An 18,156-nucleotide genomic window follows, 5' to 3' on the forward strand; every position below is an offset into this window, starting at 1 on the left:
CCCTCCGTCGCAGTTCCATATGAGACAGAAGGCCCCCGATCACGCAACAAAAGACCGCTGAGTTTGGGATGAGTTGCGGCTGTTTTCGGGCAAATGTTGCACAAATATCACGGGTATTTGAACAGCGGCGTCCGGACAAGTGACTGATTCAAAAAAGGAATATTTAAGTTACCGCTGGCGGGCACAAGTTTGGGCAACACCGGGCGGAACGGTGTGCAAAACGCGTAATCCTACGGAGCAAGCTGCGGCCGGCACCGATCTGGAGACGGCTGATTCCGCCGCCTTGCTCATTATTTTGGCTCAAAAATAGCCGGCATCTGAACGAGATAACCTGCCTCGGATACCGCCGACTCGGACCTGGAAGGGGGCATTCCGATTGCTCGGAGCAGGCCAAACGAGGGCGGACGGATCACGCGAGCTGTCCAGTAGCGAAGCTCGATGTCAGTGAGATGTCAGCCCGCGTGAGTCGGACGAAGGCGCCGGGCGTATCAGTCGTCCAGAATATCCAGCAGATCTTCGATCCGCTCGAAAGGCGGCTCATTCGTGTTGCCCGAGTAGAAGACGCGATCGCCGTCGCGCTGGAGCGAACGTGCCTTGGAATGTGCCTTGGATCGTGCCTTGGATTTCGGCAGCCTTCCCGGCAGGAACGTCGCGGCGACAGCCTCAGGCCCGACGTCGAGCCGCACGATCCCGCGCCGCTTGCAATCGATCCTGAGTCTGGCCGCCGCGAAGAAGTCCCGGCCGGCCGCGGGCAGCTTGCCGAAGCGGCGCGAGGTCTCTTCCTCCAGATCCTCCAGGTCGTCTTCGTTCCCGCACCTGGCGGCGCGGCCGTAGATTTCAAGCCGCATGGCTTCCGATTGCACGTAGCTCCGGGGCAGGAGATCGGCGAACGGAAGGTTGAGATCGGGCACCCACAGATCGGCGGCCCGGTCGCTGGTCTTCTCCGAGGCCTGTTTGAGAAGGTGGCTGTAGAGCACCGGCCCGAACACCTGCACATGGCCGGACTGCCGCTCGGACAGCAGATCGCCGGCACCTCTGAGATCCAGATCGCGCTCGCTGATGGCGAAGCCTGCGCCCGGTCTGCTGAACTCCTCCAGAACCGCGAGGCGCTTGCCGGATTGCTCCGAACTGGATTCGGTCAGCATATAGGCGAAGGCACGCGTGCCGCCGCGGCCCACCCGCCCTCTGAGCTGGTGCAGTTGCGCCAGGCCAAACTTCTCCGGCCAGCACACCACGATGGTGTTCGCCCGGGGGATGTCGAGACCGCTTTCGACGATGTTGGTTGCGAGCAGGACGTCCGCCGCGCCTTCGACGAAGCTCATCATGCGGTCGTCGAGTTCGTCGGCGGGCAGCTTGCCGTGCAGGCAAACGATGCGGAGCTCCGGAGCTGTCGCCTGCACGCGCGCCAGCATCGGCTCCAGATCCTGGATGCGCGGACAGATCAGGAAGCTTTGCCCGTGACGCCGCTGCTCGCGCAGCAAAGCGGCGGCAATGGCAGCGTCCGAGAGCGGCGCGATCTTGGTCACAACCGGCAGCCGATGAACCGGCGGCGATGCGATCACGCTGAGCTCCCTGAATCCCGCAAGCCCCGCCGCAAGCGTGCGCGGGATCGGCGTGGCGCTCATCCAGAGCGTATGGACGCCCTTTGCGAGGCCCGACAGCTTCGCCTTCTCCGCGGCGCCGAAATGCTGCTCCTCGTCGACAATGACCAGGCTGAGCTTGGCGAACTTCACGTCCTTCGACGCGATCGCCTGGGTGCCGACCACGACCTTCATCTTGCCGCTGCGCAGGCCCTCCTTGGTCTCCCGCATGTCCTGCGCGGAGGTCGCACGCGACAGGCTTCCGACCTCGATGCCGAGCGGCGCGAACCGTTTGCGGAACGTTGCGACGTGCTGCCTGGCGAGCACGGTGGTCGGCACGACGATGGCGACCTGCTTGCCGGATAGCGCAACGGCCGCCGCCGCGCGCAACGCAACCTCGGTCTTGCCAAATCCGACGTCGCCGCAGACCACCCGATCCATCGGATGCCCCGAGGCGAGATCATCGAGCACGTCGCGAATCGCCTTCGCCTGATCGACGGTCGTGAAATAGGGAAAGCGCGCGACGAACCGCTCATAGGCGGGGCCGGGAGCGACCAGCCTCTGCGCGCGACGGCGGCGCCGCTGCGCGATGTGCCTGGCGAGCGCCTTGGCGGCAATCTGGATTTCCTGCTCCGCCTTGGTCCGCCGCGCCCACCACGTGCTGCCATCGGCCTTGTCCAATGTCAGCCTGCCGAGCTCCGCGGCATACGGCCAGATCAGCGCAAGATCGGCCGGCGGGACCAGCACGGCGTCATCGCCCGCGAATGCCAGCCTGACCATCTCGCGCGATGATCCCTTCGCCGATCCCTTGCCCGATTCCTCGCCCATGTCGAAGGTCTGCAAGCCGTCGAGCACGGCGAGCCCGCGCTGCAAATGAACCACGACCGCGCCGCGCTCCGGCACGTCGGGATGATCGAAGGCTGCAGCCCAGGCCTTGGCCATCGGCTGCGGATGATGCGCCCGGCTGCCGAGCACGTCGGTCGCCGTCACGACGACCAGCGGCTTGCGGCCGGAACCGATGAAACCCGTGTCGAAGTCGGCCAGCAAGGCCGCTTCGCCGCCCCGTCCCTTCGCCGCCTCGTTCCAGTCGGCGCAGCGTTCCGCCTTGATCCCGCTCATGCGCTCCATCGCACGCAGGTCGTCCTCGACCGCCGCGACGAACAGCAGCCGCGACTTGGCGCGCTCGGTGTCGGCAACGAAGGCGCGGAGCGCCTTCCGCGACGAGGCGAGCTTCGAGAAATCGGGCGTCGCCGTGAACGCCGCCTTTCGCGGCAGCACGCTCATGCGTTTGGCGAGCCGCTTCCAGTCGGCATGCCCGAGATATTCGCGTTCGACGTCGCGGCGGCCGGCCGCCTCCTTGATCGTGCCGAGCCAGCTATCGGCATGACCCGACACCGCGGCATCCGCGATCCAGCGCGCGCGTTGACAATAATCCGGCAGCGCCGCGCGCTGTATCCGCTTGCCGCCCAGCGCGATCCGTTCGGACATCGGATCGATCAGCAGCTCCTGCGTGTCGAAGACGACGTCGTGCTCGTCCGGATCGACGCCGGCGATGCGGCGGATCACGCCGGCGGAATGCTCGATCCTGAACGGCCCCAGCGCGCCGGCGGGAAACACCTCGAACGTCATGCCGTGAAACAGGACACTTCCCGGATAATCCGCCTCTTCGTCGAGATCGTATCCGAGCGCTTCCAGGCGATCCTTGAGATCCTGCTCGGAATAAACGGCGCCGACCTTCAGGCTGATGCTGAGGCGGGCCCAGCTCGCCGGCAGCGGCAGCCGCTCCATGATCGCTTCCGCCGTCGACACCAGGAACACCGGCTTCCTGCTCTTCGCAAGACGCCGCAACACCGAACTTCGTCTGCCCGCGATCTCGCGCGACGGTTCCAGCCCATCGAACGGCAAGGTGTTCAGCCGCGGGAATACCAGCACCTCGAGCGAAGGATCGAGCGAATGCAGCACGCTGCCGAGACGTTCCGCCCTGTTCTCGCTGTCCGCGAGGAACACGATGCCGTCACCGCCGGACTTCTTCCATTGCTCCAGCAGATGCAGCGCCAGCATGCCGAGCGGCGAGGACGATGAGATTCCGGAGCGCGCCGCTCCCTTGCTTTTCTTGCTCACGCCAGCAGCAGCGCGAGTCTTCCTGGTCTTCGCCACGTCACATCCATCGTTTTGTCGAAAGTCCGAGTGCCTGATGACAAGCATTTCGGGGCGACTCGGGGCCTGCCGCCCCCTGGCATGGAGACCAAAGCGGCACAGGTTTCCGACAGAAGGCCCGATCCGACCCCCGAAATGCCCGCCGGGGCGAGATCGGGAGAAATCGATTCTTCCATCTGAATCAATAGCTTGTTTGCTGGCTGGGGCGGGAGGGATCGAACCTCCGAATGGCGGAATCAAAATCCGCTGCCTTACCGCTTGGCTACGCCCCAACGCGCCGATCAACGGCCACGTCGGTCTATAGGGTGAGTCCCGCCATTTCAACAGCGCGACGGTCGAAAAGGCACGAAAGCCGCAAGGTGATGCCGGCTCCATTATAGAGAGACGCCGCGGCGGCCGAAACAGACCGTGCGCTATCCGCTCGGACTGTTGAGAGGCCGCCGGTTTCATGGGAAGACAATTCCCAAACGCCTCGTCGGGAGTAACGCCATGACCTACCGTGCGCCGATCAACGATATCCTGCTGTCCCTCAACCACGGTGCGGGGCTCGCGGCCGCCGTGGCGGCCGGCCATTACGGCGATTTCGACGGCGATATTACCGCTGCGGTGCTGGAAGAAGCCGGCAAGTTCGCCTCCGATGTGCTGGCGCCGCTGAACAAGGTCGGCGACGAGCACGGCATCAAGCTCGACAACGGCAAGGTGACCACCGCGCCCGGCTGGCCCGATGCCTATCAGCGCTGGACCGCCGCCGGATGGAACGCAGTGTCGGGGCCGGAAGCGTTCGGCGGCCAGGGCCTGCCGCTCGCGATCAACGCCGCCTGCACCGAGATCTGGAGCGCCTCGAACGTCGCCTTCGGCCTCTGTCCGCTGCTGACGCTGTCCGCGATCGAGGCGCTCGATGCGCACGGCAACGACGAGCTGAAAAAGATCTATCTCGAGAAGCTCGTCACCGGCGAATGGACCGGCACGATGCAGCTGACCGAGCCCAATGCCGGCTCCGACGTCGGCGCGCTGCGCACCCGCGCCGAGCGCGCCGGAGACGGCACCTACCGCATCAAGGGCACCAAGATCTTCATCACCTATGGCGAGCACGACATGACCGACAACATCGTGCACTTCGTGCTCGCACGATTGCCCGATGCACCTGCCGGCACCAAGGGAATCTCGCTGTTCCTGGTCCCGAAATTCCTGGTCAATGCCGACGGCTCGCTCGGCGCGCGCAACGACATCCACGCCTCCGGCGTCGAGCACAAGCTCGGCATGCACGCCTCGCCGACCTGCACCATGACGATGGGCGACAAGGGCGGCGCGATCGGCTTTCTGATCGGCGAGGAAAACGCCGGCATGCGCTGCATGTTCACGATGATGAACCAGGCGCGCCTCGGCGTCGGCCTCGAAGGCGTCGGCATTGCCGACCGCGCCTATCAACAGGCGCTGGCCTATGCGCAGGAGCGCAAGCAGGGCAAGGCCGTCGGCCACAAGGGCGACGGCATGGATCCGATCATCGTGCATCCCGACGTCAAGCGCATGCTGATGCAGATGCGCAGCATGACGGCGGCGGCGCGCACGATCTGCTACGCCACCGCGGTCGCGCTCGACGTCTCGGTGCGCGCTGAGGATGCCAAGGTCCGCGCTGAGGCCGCTGCGCGCGGCGCGCTGCTGACCCCGATTGCGAAAGCCTTCTCCACCGACATCGGCAACGAGGTCGCCTATCTCGGCGTCCAGGTCCATGGCGGCATGGGCTTCATCGAGGAGACCGGTGCCGCGCAGCATTATCGCGATGCCCGCATCACCTCGATCTATGAAGGCACCAACGGCATCCAGTCGATCGACCTCGTCACCCGCAAGCTCGGCGCCAATGGCGGCGCGTCGGTGTGGGCGCTGCTCGACGAGCTCAATGCGACCATCAAGCAGGTCGAGACCTCGAACGATCCGGCGTTCGGCACCACCGGCGCAAAGCTCCGCGACGCCCACGCCGCGCTGGAACGCAGCAGCAAATGGCTGCTCGAGCGGCTGGCCTCCGCACCGAACGAGGCGCTGGCAGGTGCGACGCCCTATCTGCGGCTGTTCGGTTCGACGCTCGGCGGCTGCATGCTCGCCGGCGAGGCGCTCGCCGCCAAGGCCAATGGCGAAGCCGAGCCGCAACGCTACGTCGCACTGGCGCGCTTCTTCGCCGAGAACATCGCCGTGCAGGCGCCGTCGCTGGAGAAGACGGTGACGGAGAGCGCCGAGGCGGTGACCGGGGCAGATGCGGTGCTGGCGGGATAGCGCGCCGGCAGTCTTCCGCCATCACGGCTGTCCTCGGCCCGACTGGTTGACGCACATGCCGCGCCTCACTCACCGCCGTCGAACCGGCAACGCCCCTTGGTCACCCCTGCACCGGCCGCCAGCGAAACCAGTAGTAATGCGCACGAACCGCGTCGGTTCGAATATCCGCAAACAGCAGCGCAGTAAGCCTCGCGTCAGCTCACCGTAAGTTTCGTGTAAGCCGATGCCGAAAAACTTTGCACTCGCACGCATCGACGCAAAGATTTTTATGACCCCATAGAGATTCATATGGGTGCGTAAGCATTGCTTAAGAGCTTCATCCTCAGAACTTCTGACAGCACCGGATACCTCCGGCCGCTCAGAGTTTGCCGCAAATCGCTTTATTGAAACCGATAGTGGAAGATGAAGTTCATGATGCGCTTCGGGTTGTATCGCTTCGCCACAGACCGCCGGGGCAACGTTGCGATCATCTTCGCGCTCGCGACCGTGCCGCTGATCTATCTGCTGGGGATGGCGACGGACTACACGCAGGCGCTGCGCAAGAAGAACCAGCTGGATGCCGCGGCGGACGCGGCCGCCATTGCAGCCGTCAGGCCCGCGATGCTGCTGCAAACGGATTCGACGGCAAAGGCTGCGGCCGCCGCCGTCTTCGCATCGACCGCCAACAGCATGTCGGGCTTGACCTCGGCCCCGTCACCGACAATCAACATCGTCGACTCCGGCCTGCAACGTACCGTGACGGTCTCGTATAGCGCCGCATCGATCAACAATTTCGGCACCCTGCTGCGCAGTGCGGCCTGGCCGATCAACGGCAGTTCGACCGCGAAGGCGGCAAGCGCGCCCAACATGAATTTCTATCTGGTGCTCGACGACTCGCCCTCGATGGCGATCGGCGCGACGCAGACCGACATCAACAACCTCATCTCGTACACATCCGCGCAGCCGTCGGCTTCGCAAAACTGCGGCTTCGCCTGCCACGAGACGCATCCCAACCTCGACTCGGGTGCCAAGTCCTCGAGCGTCGACAACCTGACAATCGCGCGCAACAAAGGCGTCACCTTGCGCATCGATCTCGTGGTGAATGCCGTCAATCAGCTGCTCGTGTCATGGTCGAACTGCCCGCAGACCAGCGTGTCGGGCGGCGTCATGCAATGCATGTCGGCCTTGAACAACACCACCTACAAGGCGGGCCTCTACACCTTCGACTACAACTTCAACACGCTGCAGTCGCCGACCAGCCCGTCCACGGCCGGGCAGGCCATCTCGAACATTCAGCTGATGACGGTCGATCACCAGAACTGCGTGATCTCGGGAAGCTGCAGCACCGACTATGGCACGGACATCGAGAACGCGCTGACCAGCGTCAACAACCTGATGCCCAACCCCGGTCTTGGCAGCAATCAATCGGGAGATACGCCGCAGGAAGTCGTCTTCCTCGTCACTGACGGCGTCGACGACAAGATCGTTGCCCTCAGCTCGTCCTGCAACGCCAACGCGACGCTGCAGGCGGTGGGCTCCAGCTATCGATGCCAGCAGCCGCTCGACACCACGATGTGCACGACGATCAAGAACCGGGGCATCCGGATCGCGATCCTCTACACCGAGTATCTGCAACTTCCGACCGACAGTTGGTACACGGGTCACATCGCCCAATTCAACAATCCATCCTCCTCAACCGGCCAGATCGCGCAGAACCTGCAAGCATGCGCCTCGCCCGGCCTTTTCTCCGATGTTCAAACCGGCGGCGACATCTCCACGGCGTTGACGGACTTGTTCATCAAGGTCGCCTCAAGCACAGCCAGCCTCACGCAGTAACAAAGCGCCGAGACCCACGTGACACTCGCATTGGCAAGACAACATCGATATCGCTCTGCCGGATTCGTCAGGGATTGCCGGGGCGCCACCGCGGTCGAGTTCGCGCTGGTCGCGGCGCCCTTTATCGCGCTCCTTATCGCGATCCTGCAGACGTTTCTCGTCTTTTTTGCGCAGGAATTGCTCGAATCCGTAGTGCAGCAATCGAGCCGCCAAATCCTGACCGGGCAGACCCAATCGGCACAAGCGACACAGGCCGCCTTTCACCAGACCGTCTGCAATCAGGTCACCGTCCTGTTCACCTGCAGCAAGATATTCGTCGACGTGCGGGTCGCGAGCAGCTGGTCGAGCGCCGATACCTCGGCTCTCGTTCCGACGTATGACAGCCAGGGCAACGTCAACAACATGCAATTCAATCCGGGCAACGCCGGAGACATCGTCGTGGTCCGGGTGATGTATTTGTGGCCGGTCTTCCTCGGACCACTCGGATTCAATCTTTCAAATCAGCCGAACAACACGCGGTTGATCCTGGCGACCGCCGCCTTCCAGAACGAGCCATCTTCGTAACAGGTGATTTTCATGAGACCCCCGTCATTTCGCGTGCGGAAGTTCTGGATCGACACCGAGGCCCTGGCCGCGATCGAGTTCGCCATGATATTGCCTTTCATGCTGCTGCTCTATGTCGGCGGCATCGAGCTCGCCAATGGCATGGCCATCAACGTCAAGGTCACCGCGGCCGCTCATTCGGTCGCCGACATGGTCTCGCAGAACACCCAGGTCAGCGCGACCCAGCTGCAGAACATCCTCGGCGCTTCGACCGCGATTCTCGCGCCGTATCCAACAACCGCCAACGGCAGCTCGGTCACCACGATTACCGTTTCCGGCGTCTCCACCGACAACAACGGCAACGCGACGGTGCAGTGGAGCGAATCGTACAATGGAGCGAGCTACGGCACGGGACGGCCGGTCGGGCAGAAAATCACGTTGCCTGCGTCGCTCACCGGGACACAGAACTACAATGTCTCGTTTGTCCTGGGCGAAGTGTCGTACGGCTACACACCCCACCTCGGCTTCACCATCAGCGGGACCTTGACGCTCGCGGACAGCTATTACCTGTTCCCGCGCTGCTCGACCAACAGCCCCGCCAACGCGAACTTTCCGTACTATGACGTCAAGCTGACGGCCTCGACGACATGTACCTGCATCCAGCATCTGCAACAGAAGAGCTGCTAATGGCCTGATAGCGGCCTGACAACCTCTGCTCTCGGGAAGTCCGACACTCCAGCCACGCCGACGGCCCGCGGGCAATGTCCGCGAGCTAGACTGAAGTCGCGTCCGGCCGCGGCGCCTTGTGGTCGGTCAGGCTGCCGACGATCGACGCGCGGCGGGACAGTTCGATCCAGTTGCCGTCGGGATCGAGGATCATGGAAATCCGTGCGACCTCGCCGAGCGTCACCGGCGCAAGGCCCTCGCGCACGCCCTTGGCGCGCAGCGCGTGATGCACCGCGTCGATGTCGGCGACCTGCAGCGTGATATAGCGCCAGCCGCGCGCCGACCGGACCGGATCGACGGTCGCGGCACGATCTTCCGTGAGCAGGATCAGGCTGTCGCCAAGGCGAAACGCCGGGCCGCCCGACCACGATTGCTCGGCAAAGCCGAGGAGCTCGCCGTAGAACCTGCGGTGCGCGGCAAGGTCGCGCACCGCCATCAGGACCGCGATCTGCGAGATGCCGTCATGTCCGGGTGCCACCAGGCAAATCCGGGCGCCGTCTGGGTCGACCATGCGCTGCGGCGCCGCGACGCCCTCGCGCGCAACGATCAGCTCGCGATAGCCGCTCGGCGGCGCATCCGGCAGCGGCTCGACATGATGATTGAGCTTGATCACCGAACCATGCGCGTCGTGTCGGTACTGCTTCTGCCCACGACGGATCGGCTGCACATGGTCGAAGCGAAGGCCGGCGTCCTGCTGCCAGAAACGAAGCATCGGCTCGAGATGGTTCGAGGAGAGGCCGATGTCGATCACCGTCTTTGCCAGTTGCATCTGCTGCTGTCCTCGGATGAAGTGCACCACGATGGGCCAGCTATGCGAGGATCAGGTCACCAACGCAAGCACCACGATCACTATCGCGGGTCGGCCGCCTGGCCGCTGCGACCGCCTGACACAGTCAATCAGCGAGGACCGATATGCCAGCAGGCCTGGTTCAGACCTTTCGCGCTTTTGCCTACAACAATGCCTGGGCCAACCATCGCCTGCTGACGGCCTGCGGTGAACTCAGCCAGGCGGAGTTCGCCGCGGCGCGCACCGGGTTCTTCCCGAGCCTGCAGGCGACGCTGAACCACATCCATGTCATCGATCTGTTCTATGTCGACGCGCTCGAAGGCGGCTGGCTCGGGCCAAAGGCGTGGGCGAACGAAGTGCCTTACCCCGCGGTCGCCGCGTTGAAGAGCGCGCAGCGCGCGGTCGACCAGCGGCTGATCGCCCACTGCGATGCGCTGACGGCTGAGCGGCTCGACGAATTGGTCAAGGTCAATCGCGACACATCCGTGCAGACCGACCGGCGCGACCGCCTGTTGATGCATCTGTTTCAACACCAGATCCATCATCGCGGCCAGGCCCACGCGATGCTGTCCGAAACCACGGTGAAGCCGCCGCAGCTCGACGAATTCTTCGCCGCCGGCGAAGCCCCGCTGCGCGCGGCCGCGTTCAAGGAGCTCGGATGGACGGAAGCCGCCGTGTGGGGCGGCTGAGCGCGGTTCCGTCCGCGATCGCGCAATGGCAACGGTTCCCGATCTAAACGGGGCCTTGAAGTCGCCCATCTCCACGCTCACCTCTGGTGAAACGTGGGGAACTCCATCTATGCCTTTCGCCAATCATCGGGGCCAACGTATCCATTACACCGTCGAGGGATCCGGGCCGCTGATCGTGCTGCAACACGGCCTGCTGCTCGACGCCGCAAGCTGGAAGCAATGCGGCGTGGTCGACGCGCTTGCCGATCGCTTTCGCGTCGTCTGCGTCGACTCGCTCGGACACGGCGCGAGCGACAAGCCCGCCGATCCCGAACTTTACGATCAGGAACAGCGCGCCGGCGACATCGTCGCCGTGATCGACGATCTCGGCGGCGAGCGCGCCCATGTGGTCGGACATTCGATGGGCGGCTGGGTTGCGGTCGGCGTTGCCCGGTTTTTCCCGGCGCGGCTGGCATCGCTTTCGATCGGCGGCTGGGATTTTCTCACCGGATTGCCGCGCGGCAATGCCGGGCCGCTGACTTATGCCGCCTTCATCACCTTCGCCCGCCGCACCGTGCCGGAGCTCGCCGAATGGGTAACGTCCGATCTCGAAGGCGGAGTGCGCGCCTGCTTCAATGCGCTCGGCCAGGTCGACGGTGCCAGGGACGCCGTGCTGTCGTCGCGCGTGCCGGTGCTGCTGTGGAACGGGCAGGACGACGGACCGCACGCGCCGATGCAGCGCTTTGCCGCAGAGAACGGCCTGTACGCGATGTCGGTCCCCGGCGATCATCTCGGCGCATTGTTTCAGCACGGCGCCGCGATCGGCCGCGGCATCGGCTCGTTCGTCGGACGCGGCTAGACCGGCATCCCTACGAGCAGCTTGTCGAGCGTGATCGGGTAGTCGCGCACCCGCACGCCGGTCGCGTTGTGGACCGCATTGGCGACCGCGGCGGCGACGCCGCAGATGCCGAGCTCGGCGACACCCTTGGCCTTCATCGGCGACGAGATCGGATCGGTCTCGTCGAGGAAGATCATGTCCTGATGCGGGATGTCGGCGTGGACCGGCACCTCATAGCCGGCGAGGTCGTGATTGACGAACAGGCCGTGCCGCTTGTCGACCACGAGATCCTCCATCAGCGCGGCGCCGACGCCCATCGTCATTGCGCCGATCACCTGGCTGCGCGCCGCCTTCGGATTGAGGATGCGGCCCGCGGCGCACACCGCCAGCATCCGCCGGACGCGGATCTCCGCCGTGTCGGCATCGACGCCGACCTCGACGAAATGCGCGCCGAAAGTCGATTGCTGGTAGGTCTTGGCGAGATCGCCATATTCGATGGCATCCTCCGCCACCAGGTCACCCGCGCCGGCGGCCTGCGCCAGCGGCACGGTGCGATTGCCCGAGCGGACCGCGCCGTCGGCGAACACCGCTTCTTCGGAGTTGAATCCGAGCTTCTGCGCAATGGTCTCCCGCAGCCTGGTGCAGGCTGCATAGACGCCGGCGGTGGAATTGTTGCCGCCCCACTGCCCGCCCGAGCCGCACGACACCGGAAAATCCGAATCGCCGAGCCGCACCACGACCTGCTCCAGCGGGACGCCCATCATCTCGGCCGCCGTCTGCGCGATGATGGTGTAGGAGCCGGTGCCGATGTCGGTCATGTCGGTCTCGACCGTCACCCTTCCCTGCCGGTCGAGGCGGACGCGGGCCGCCGATTTGGTGACGAGATTGTTGCGGAAGGCCGCAGCAACGCCCATGCCGACCAGCCAGCGCCCGTCGCGAACCTGGCCCGGTTTCGGATTGCGCTTGCTCCAGCCGAACCGCGCTGCACCCGCGTTCAGGCACTGCACGAGCTGCCGCTGCGAAAAGTGCCGCTGCGGGTGCTCCGGATCGACCTGGGTGTCATTGGCGATGCGCAGCGCGACCGGATCGATGCCGAGCTCATCGGCGAGCTCGTCGATCGCGATCTCGAGCGCCATCATGCCGGAGGCTTCTCCCGGCGCGCGCATCGCGTTGCCTTCGGGGAGATCGAGCGCGGCGAGCCGCGTCGCCGTCATCCGGTTGGCGCCGGCATAGAGCAGCCGGGTCTGGCTCACCGCCATCTCGGGCTCGCCGTCCTTGACGTTGCCGGACCAGCTTTCATGACCGATCGCGGTGATCTTGCCGTCGCGCTCGGCGCCGATGCGGATGCGCTGGATGGTGCCGGGACGATGGGTGGTGTTGTTGAACATCAGTGGACGTTGCAGCGCGACCTTGACCGGACGGCCGGCCGCGCGGGCACCGAGTGCTGCGAGCAGGACGTCGGCGCGCAGGAACAGTTTTCCGCCGAAGCCGCCGCCGATATAGGGCGACACCAGGCGGACATTCTCCCTGGGGATGCCAAGCGTCTTCGCCAGATCCTCCGCGCCCCAGGCGATCATCTGGTTGGAGGTCCAGACCGTGAGCTTGTCGCCGTCCCACGCCGCGACCGACGCGTGCGGCTCCATCATCGCGTGGCCCTGATCGGGCGTGGTGTAGGTGGCGTCGAGTTGCACCGGCGCAGCGGCGAAGGCAGCGGCGAAATCGCCGACGGCGGTATCGGCCGGGCCGCCGATCTTCGGATCCGGCGTCTCAGCCTTGTCGCGCTCCGCGGCGAGATCGAACCGGCCGTCGCCCTTGACGTAGTCGATCCGGACCAGTTGCGCGGCGGCGCGCGCCTGCTCGAAGGTTCCAGCGACGACGATGGCGACGGCCTGGTGGTAATGCGCGATCTCCGGCCCGCCGAGCAGCGGCGCCGCGTTGCGCTCGCCCTTGCCGAGCTTGCCGGCGTTGTCCGATGTGACGATGGTGAGCACGCCGGGCGCAGCCTTCGCGGCCTCGAGATCGATCGAGCCGATCCGACCTTTGCCGATCGCCGATCCGATTACGTAGCCATAAGCCTGGTTCGCTTCGAATTCGTGCCGCTCATAGGCGTAGGTCGCAGTGCCGGTGGTCTTCAGCGGCCCCTCGATCCGGTTGGTCGGATGGCCGACCACCTTGAGCTGGTCGATCGGATTGAAGGTGGCGGGATGTTCAAAACGCATGATCTTAAGCCCTTATGTCAAACCTTCATTTCAAGCCTGTCTCAGGCTCTGGCCTCGCGCAGCACCGCTGCCAGCGTCCGCTCGGCGAGCGGCAGCTTGTACGCATTGTCCTTGGTCGGTTTTGCATCGGCGAACAGCCGTGCGGTGACGGCCTTGGCACCATTTGGCAATTCCGACTCCGCCGCCTCGACGCGCCATGGCTTGTGCGCGACGCCGCCGAGCGCGACGCGGCCACTGCCGTCGCGCTGCACGATCGCAGCGACCGAGACCAATGCGAAGGCGTAAGAGGCGCGGTCGCGGACCTTGCGATAGGCCTGCGTGCCGCCGATCGGTTTGGGCAGCGTCACCGCCGTGATCAATTCGCCGGACTCCAGAGTGGTCTCGAGCTCTGGGCTGTCGCCGGGCAGACGATGCAACGCGGCGATCGGGATGCTGCGCGTGGTGCCATCGGGCCGCACCGTCTCGACCACAGCGTCGAGCGCGCGCATCGCCACCGCCATGTCGCTCGGGTGGGTCGCGATACAGGCGTCGCTCGCACCGACGACCGCATGCTGGCGGCTGAAGCCGCCGATCGCGGCGCAGCCGCTGCCGGGCTTGCGCTTGTTGCAGGGCAGATTGGTGTCATAGAAGTACGGACAGCGCGTCCGCTGCAACAGATTGCCGGCGGTGGTCGCTTTGTTGCGCAACTGGCCGGAGGCACCGGCGAGCAGCGCGCGCGACAACACGCCATAGTCACGCCGCACGCGCCGATCCGCGGCGAGATCGGTGTTGCGCACCAGCGCACCGATGCGCAAGCCGCCGTCCGCGGTCTCCTCGATCCGGTCGAGCGCGAGGTCATTGACGTCGATCAGGTGCGCCGGCGTCTCGATCTCGAGCTTCATCAGGTCGAGCAGATTGGTGCCGCCGGCGATGAATTTCGCGTGCGCGGTGTCGGCAGCTGCGGCGGCCGCGTCGCGCGGCGAAGTCGCGCGCTCATAGCTGAATGATCTCATGCGCTCCTCCCGGCGACCTCGCTGATCGCCTCGGCGATGTTGGAATAGGCGCCGCAGCGGCAGATGTTGCCGCTCATGCGCTCGCGGAGTTCGGCATTGGTCAATCGCACCGGCGCATTGAGGTCATCGGTGACATGGCTGGGGATCCCGGCCTTGACCTCGGCCAGCACCGCGACCGCCGAGCAAATCTGCCCCGGTGTGCAATAGCCGCATTGGTAGCCATCGTGCTCGACGAACGCCGCCTGCAACGGATGCAACCCGTCCGGCGTGCCGAGACCTTCAATCGTGGTGATCTCGTCGCCCTGATGCATCACGGCCAGCGTCAGGCAGGAATTGATCCGCCGCCCATCGACGATCACCGTGCATGCTCCGCATTGACCGTGGTCGCAGCCTTTTTTGGTACCGGTCAGATGCAGGTGCTCGCGCAGGGCATCGAGCAGCGTGGTCCTGGTGTCGAGCTCGAGCTGATGGGTTTCGCCGTTCACGTCAAAGGATACTCGCGTCATCACGGGCGCTCCGGTTGGGGCAGATTGGGCAGCTGCGGGCGGCGGCGTTGCGATCGACGACGCTGCCAGCGAGGCGGCTCCGACAATCAACAGATGGCGCCGGGATAGTTCCAAATGTCCGGAGATCTGCATGCCGCTCTCCTCCTCACGCATCGGCCGAGCGCGGAACCACCGGGTCGGCTCCGGCTGGACCTGAGGGGAATGCTGCGGGCAGCGGAATGTTTCTCGCCCGAACTTAAACTCGTCGAGAGCGCGGTACGCCGCCGCAGGCCGGCCGCCACTGCGCCATTATGGCGCGGCCCCTCGGCCTCACCACGCGAGACCGGCCTACGACCAACGTCCCCGCCCGCAGTCGCGGAAATCCGGTTAACTGCATTGCGCCGTTCTCATGCTCGCCTACCGGGAAAAGCGGCCTAGAGCCCTTGGGGCTTGCACCGGATCATGTAGGATGGCGGCATGCTTCCGCCCGGCGACGACGCCGGCCGACCCTGGGACCGCTTGATGACCGCGCATGTCATAGTGACCGACGAAGCCGCCACACGCGTGATCCGGCTGCGCAGGCCCGAGAAGAAGAACGCGATCACCCAGGAGATGTTTCGCGCGATCAGCGATGCGGTCGACAAGGCGCAGAACAATCCGAAGATCCGCTGCCTGATCATCACCGGCGGCTCCGGCGTGTTCACTGCGGGCAACGACATCGAGGATTTGCTCGCGCAGGGCACCTCGACCGGCGACACGCCGCCCGCCTCGGACCTGGTCAAGTTCCTGTATTCGCTGGCCCACAATGTGAAGCCGATCATCGCCGCCGTCGACGGCGTCGCGATGGGCATCGGCACCACCATGTTGTTTCACTGCGACTACGTGCTGGCGAGCAAGACCGCGCTGTTCTCGACGCCGTTCTCCAATTTCGGGCTGGTGCCGGAAGGCGCTTCCAGCCTGTTGATGCCGCGGATGATGGGCCACCAGCGGGCGTTTGCGATGCTGGTGATGGGCCGCACCATGTCGGCCGACGACGCCCGCGTCGCCGGCTTCGTCAACACCGTGGTGGCGCCGGGACATGCCGAGGTCGAGGCGCACAAGGTGGCGCGCGAGATCTGCGCGCTGCCGGCCGAGGCGGTGGCGACCTCGCGGCGCCTGATCCGGCTGCCGCCGGAGGACGTCACCCGCCGCATCGAGCAGGAGAACCATTTGTTCAGCGAGCGGATGCGCTCCAACGAGGCGATCGCCGCCTTCAAGGCGTTCATGGCGCGCGCGAAGGATTGAAACGAAGCGTCGCAAAATTGTAGTGGCGTCGCGCCATGATCGTGTGCTCCATGGACAGGTCATGAGACAGCCCCGCCTCACGCCCCTCGCCGCGTTCTTCGCGCTTGGCCTCGCCGCAGCAAGTCCCTGCCTGGCGCAGGGCGCAGCGCCGGTCGACTTGCGCGTTCTCGCGATCAACGACTTCCACGGCTACCTGCGGCCGCCGCCGGGCGGCATCCGCATCACCGATCCCGCCGACGCGACCAAGAAGATCATGGTGCCCGCCGGGGGTTCCGAGCGGATGGCGACCGTCGTCAAGCAGTTGCGCGACGGACACAAGAACAACATCTTCGTCGCCGCCGGCGACCTGATCGGCGCGAGCCCGTTCTTGTCGGCGATGTTTCATGACGAGCCGACCATCGAGTCGCTCTCGATGATGGGGCTTGCGATCTCCTCGGTCGGCAATCACGAATTCGACGAGGGCAAGGACGAGTTGCTGCGGATGCAGAATGGCGGCTGTCACCCGGTCGACCAGTGCCGGGGCCCGCATCCCTTCCTAGGGGCCAAATTCCATTATCTGGCGGCGAGCACCTTCGACAAGAGCACCGGCAAGACGGTTTTTCCGCCCTACGAGATCAAGGAATTCGACGGCATTCCGGTGGCCTTCATCGGGCTGACGCTGAAGAACACCCCGAACCTGGTGTCACCGGCCGGCGTCGCCAGCCTCGACTTCCACGACGAGGCCGACACCGTCAATGCGCTGGTCCCTGAGCTGAAGGCCAAGGGCGTCGAGGCCATCGTGGTGCTGATCCATGAGGGCGGCTTCCCGACCGGCGACTACAATGAATGCCCAGGGATCTCCGGCCCGATCGTCGACATCGTCAAGAAGTTCGATCGCGCGGTCGACGTCGTGATCTCAGGCCATACCCACCAGGCCTATGTCTGCGAGATCGACGGACGTCTCGTCACATCGGGCGACAAATACGGCACGCTGGTCACCGCATTCGATCTCAAGCTCGATCCGAAGAGCCGTGACGTGATCAGCGCCACGGCCGCCAACACCATCGTGAAAATCGGCGGCACGGCCAAGGATCCGGAGCAGAGCGCGCTCCTGGAATCCTATGACCGGCTGGCCGCGCCGATCGCCAATCGCGCGGCCGGCTCGGTCACGGAAACGCTATCGCGTATGCCCACCGAGACCGGCGAGAGCGTGCTCGGCGATATCGTCGCCGACGCGCAGCTCGCTGCGACCGCTTCGGAGCCGAATGGCGGCGCGGTGATCGCCTTCACCAATCCCGGCGGCGTGCGCACCGACATCGTCAAGCGCGAGGACGGCGCGGTCACCTATGCCGATATCTTCGCCAGCCAGCCGTTCCGCAACCAGCTTGTGACGATGACGCTGACCGGCAAGCAGCTCAAGGACGTGCTGGAGCAGCAATGGGCCGACCCGAAACGGCCGCGCGCCCTGCAGGTCTCGAAGGGCTTTGGCTATGCATGGGATGCGAGCAAGGGCGACGGCGCGCGCATCATCGCCGAGCGGATGTCGCTCGACGGCAAGCCGATCGACCCGGCCGCGAGCTACCGCGTCACCGTGAACAATTATCTCGCCGAAGGCGGCGACGGCTTCACCGTATTCAAGCAAGGAACAGCGCAGCAGTTCGGCATCTACGACGTCGACGCGCTCTATGCGTACTTCAAGGTCAACAGCCCGGTCGGCCCGGCGGCCGGAAAGCGGATCGAGCGGATCAATTAAGCGGATCAATTGAAAGACGTGCGGGCATGGAACACCCCTGCATCCTTCGTCATTGCGAGCCA

Annotated in this window: 14 protein-coding genes and 1 tRNA gene; 9 read left to right on the forward strand and 6 right to left on the reverse strand. The window is 65.0% G+C overall.

The window, feature by feature from the left end; translation table 11 throughout:
- Positions 1 to 139: 139 nt before the first annotated feature.
- Entirely contained in the window at positions 140 to 310 is a 171-nt protein-coding gene (locus ACVINW_RS38795) for a hypothetical protein (protein ID WP_456756178.1), read from the forward strand.
- A gap of 178 nt (positions 311 to 488) precedes the next feature.
- On the opposite strand, the gene ACVINW_RS38800 is transcribed toward ACVINW_RS38795, so the two are convergent.
- Together ACVINW_RS38800 and ACVINW_RS38805 are read right to left on the reverse strand one after the other, a co-directional pair.
- Positions 489 to 3,641: a DEAD/DEAH box helicase gene (locus ACVINW_RS38800; RefSeq protein WP_456756595.1), complete on the reverse strand. Its 3,153-nt coding sequence runs from the start codon at positions 3,639 to 3,641 to the stop codon at positions 489 to 491.
- 293 nt (positions 3,642 to 3,934) lie between these two features.
- Positions 3,935 to 4,009 (reverse strand) — tRNA-Gln (locus ACVINW_RS38805).
- A gap of 217 nt (positions 4,010 to 4,226) precedes the next feature.
- Here ACVINW_RS38805 and ACVINW_RS38810 point away from each other — a divergent pair.
- The 4 genes from ACVINW_RS38810 (at position 4,227) to ACVINW_RS38825 (ending at position 9,050) form a co-directional block, all read left to right on the forward strand.
- Entirely contained in the window at positions 4,227 to 6,005 is a 1,779-nt protein-coding gene (locus ACVINW_RS38810; protein WP_456756179.1) for an acyl-CoA dehydrogenase, read from the forward strand.
- A gap of 411 nt (positions 6,006 to 6,416) precedes the next feature.
- Positions 6,417 to 7,820, forward strand: coding sequence for a TadE/TadG family type IV pilus assembly protein (locus ACVINW_RS38815; RefSeq protein WP_456756596.1), 1,404 nt, complete (start codon positions 6,417 to 6,419; stop codon positions 7,818 to 7,820).
- Between the two features lie 18 nt (positions 7,821 to 7,838).
- Positions 7,839 to 8,384, forward strand: a complete 546-nt coding sequence (locus ACVINW_RS38820) for a TadE/TadG family type IV pilus assembly protein (protein ID WP_456756180.1) — start codon at positions 7,839 to 7,841, stop codon at positions 8,382 to 8,384.
- Positions 8,385 to 8,396: 12 nt separating this feature from the next.
- Entirely contained in the window at positions 8,397 to 9,050 is a 654-nt protein-coding gene (locus tag ACVINW_RS38825) for a TadE/TadG family type IV pilus assembly protein (protein WP_456756181.1), read from the forward strand.
- A gap of 85 nt (positions 9,051 to 9,135) precedes the next feature.
- On the opposite strand, the gene ACVINW_RS38830 is transcribed toward ACVINW_RS38825, so the two are convergent.
- Positions 9,136 to 9,858, reverse strand: coding sequence for a VOC family protein (locus ACVINW_RS38830; RefSeq protein WP_456756182.1), 723 nt, complete (start codon positions 9,856 to 9,858; stop codon positions 9,136 to 9,138).
- Positions 9,859 to 10,001: 143 nt separating this feature from the next.
- Between ACVINW_RS38830 and ACVINW_RS38835 the strand changes: the two genes are divergently transcribed.
- Entirely contained in the window at positions 10,002 to 10,565 is a 564-nt protein-coding gene (locus ACVINW_RS38835; RefSeq protein WP_456756183.1) for a DinB family protein, read from the forward strand.
- A gap of 109 nt (positions 10,566 to 10,674) precedes the next feature.
- Positions 10,675 to 11,403 (forward strand): alpha/beta fold hydrolase, encoded by a 729-nt coding sequence (locus tag ACVINW_RS38840; RefSeq protein WP_456756184.1) that lies wholly within the window; start codon positions 10,675 to 10,677, stop codon positions 11,401 to 11,403.
- On the opposite strand, the gene paoC is transcribed toward ACVINW_RS38840, so the two are convergent.
- The 3 genes from paoC to paoA are packed head-to-tail and all read right to left on the reverse strand — an operon-like array spanning position 11,400 to position 15,231.
- Positions 11,400 to 13,601 carry an aldehyde oxidoreductase molybdenum-binding subunit PaoC gene (gene paoC, locus ACVINW_RS38845; protein ID WP_456756185.1) on the reverse strand — a complete coding sequence of 734 codons (2,202 nt, stop codon included), beginning with the start codon at positions 13,599 to 13,601 and terminating at the stop codon, positions 11,400 to 11,402. The genes ACVINW_RS38840 and paoC overlap by 4 nt on opposite strands.
- 41 nt (positions 13,602 to 13,642) lie before the next feature.
- Positions 13,643 to 14,593, reverse strand: coding sequence for an FAD binding domain-containing protein (locus ACVINW_RS38850; protein ID WP_456756186.1), 951 nt, complete (start codon positions 14,591 to 14,593; stop codon positions 13,643 to 13,645).
- The gene (gene paoA / locus ACVINW_RS38855; protein ID WP_456756187.1) at positions 14,590 to 15,231 is read right to left on the reverse strand and encodes an aldehyde dehydrogenase iron-sulfur subunit PaoA; all 642 of its coding nucleotides are present in this window, start codon (positions 15,229 to 15,231) and stop codon (positions 14,590 to 14,592) included. Before paoA ends, ACVINW_RS38850 begins: the two co-directional genes overlap by 4 nt.
- 369 nt (positions 15,232 to 15,600) lie before the next feature.
- On the opposite strand from paoA, the gene ACVINW_RS38860 reads away from it, so the two are divergent.
- Both ACVINW_RS38860 and ACVINW_RS38865 read left to right on the forward strand, forming a co-directional pair.
- Positions 15,601 to 16,362 (forward strand): crotonase/enoyl-CoA hydratase family protein, encoded by a 762-nt coding sequence (locus ACVINW_RS38860; protein WP_456756597.1) that lies wholly within the window; start codon positions 15,601 to 15,603, stop codon positions 16,360 to 16,362.
- Between the two features lie 61 nt (positions 16,363 to 16,423).
- Complete coding sequence (locus tag ACVINW_RS38865; protein ID WP_456756188.1) at positions 16,424 to 18,094, forward strand: bifunctional metallophosphatase/5'-nucleotidase; 1,671 nt, start codon at positions 16,424 to 16,426, stop codon at positions 18,092 to 18,094.
- Positions 18,095 to 18,156 lie beyond the last annotated feature (62 nt).

The sequence above is a fragment of the Bradyrhizobium sp. USDA 4461 genome (assembly GCF_054055655.1).

What these genes read in the sequence shown, in the direction of transcription:
- ACVINW_RS38800 (WP_456756595.1), bottom strand. Translation starts at nt 3,641, where the DNA reads ATGCTGGCGCTGCATCTGCTGGAGCAATGGAAGAAGTCCGGCGGTGAC.
- ACVINW_RS38810 (WP_456756179.1), top strand. Translation starts at nt 4,227, where the DNA reads ATGACCTACCGTGCGCCGATCAACGATATCCTGCTGTCCCTCAACCAC.
- ACVINW_RS38815 (WP_456756596.1), top strand. Translation starts at nt 6,417, where the DNA reads ATGATGCGCTTCGGGTTGTATCGCTTCGCCACAGACCGCCGGGGCAAC.
- ACVINW_RS38825 (WP_456756181.1), top strand. Translation starts at nt 8,397, where the DNA reads ATGAGACCCCCGTCATTTCGCGTGCGGAAGTTCTGGATCGACACCGAG.
- ACVINW_RS38830 (WP_456756182.1), bottom strand. Translation starts at nt 9,858, where the DNA reads ATGCAACTGGCAAAGACGGTGATCGACATCGGCCTCTCCTCGAACCAT.
- ACVINW_RS38835 (WP_456756183.1), top strand. Translation starts at nt 10,002, where the DNA reads ATGCCAGCAGGCCTGGTTCAGACCTTTCGCGCTTTTGCCTACAACAAT.
- ACVINW_RS38840 (WP_456756184.1), top strand. Translation starts at nt 10,675, where the DNA reads ATGCCTTTCGCCAATCATCGGGGCCAACGTATCCATTACACCGTCGAG.
- paoC (WP_456756185.1), bottom strand. Translation starts at nt 13,601, where the DNA reads ATGCGTTTTGAACATCCCGCCACCTTCAATCCGATCGACCAGCTCAAG.
- ACVINW_RS38850 (WP_456756186.1), bottom strand. Translation starts at nt 14,593, where the DNA reads ATGAGATCATTCAGCTATGAGCGCGCGACTTCGCCGCGCGACGCGGCC.
- paoA (WP_456756187.1), bottom strand. Translation starts at nt 15,231, where the DNA reads ATGCAGATCTCCGGACATTTGGAACTATCCCGGCGCCATCTGTTGATT.
- ACVINW_RS38860 (WP_456756597.1), top strand. Translation starts at nt 15,601, where the DNA reads ATGACCGCGCATGTCATAGTGACCGACGAAGCCGCCACACGCGTGATC.
- ACVINW_RS38865 (WP_456756188.1), top strand. Translation starts at nt 16,424, where the DNA reads ATGAGACAGCCCCGCCTCACGCCCCTCGCCGCGTTCTTCGCGCTTGGC.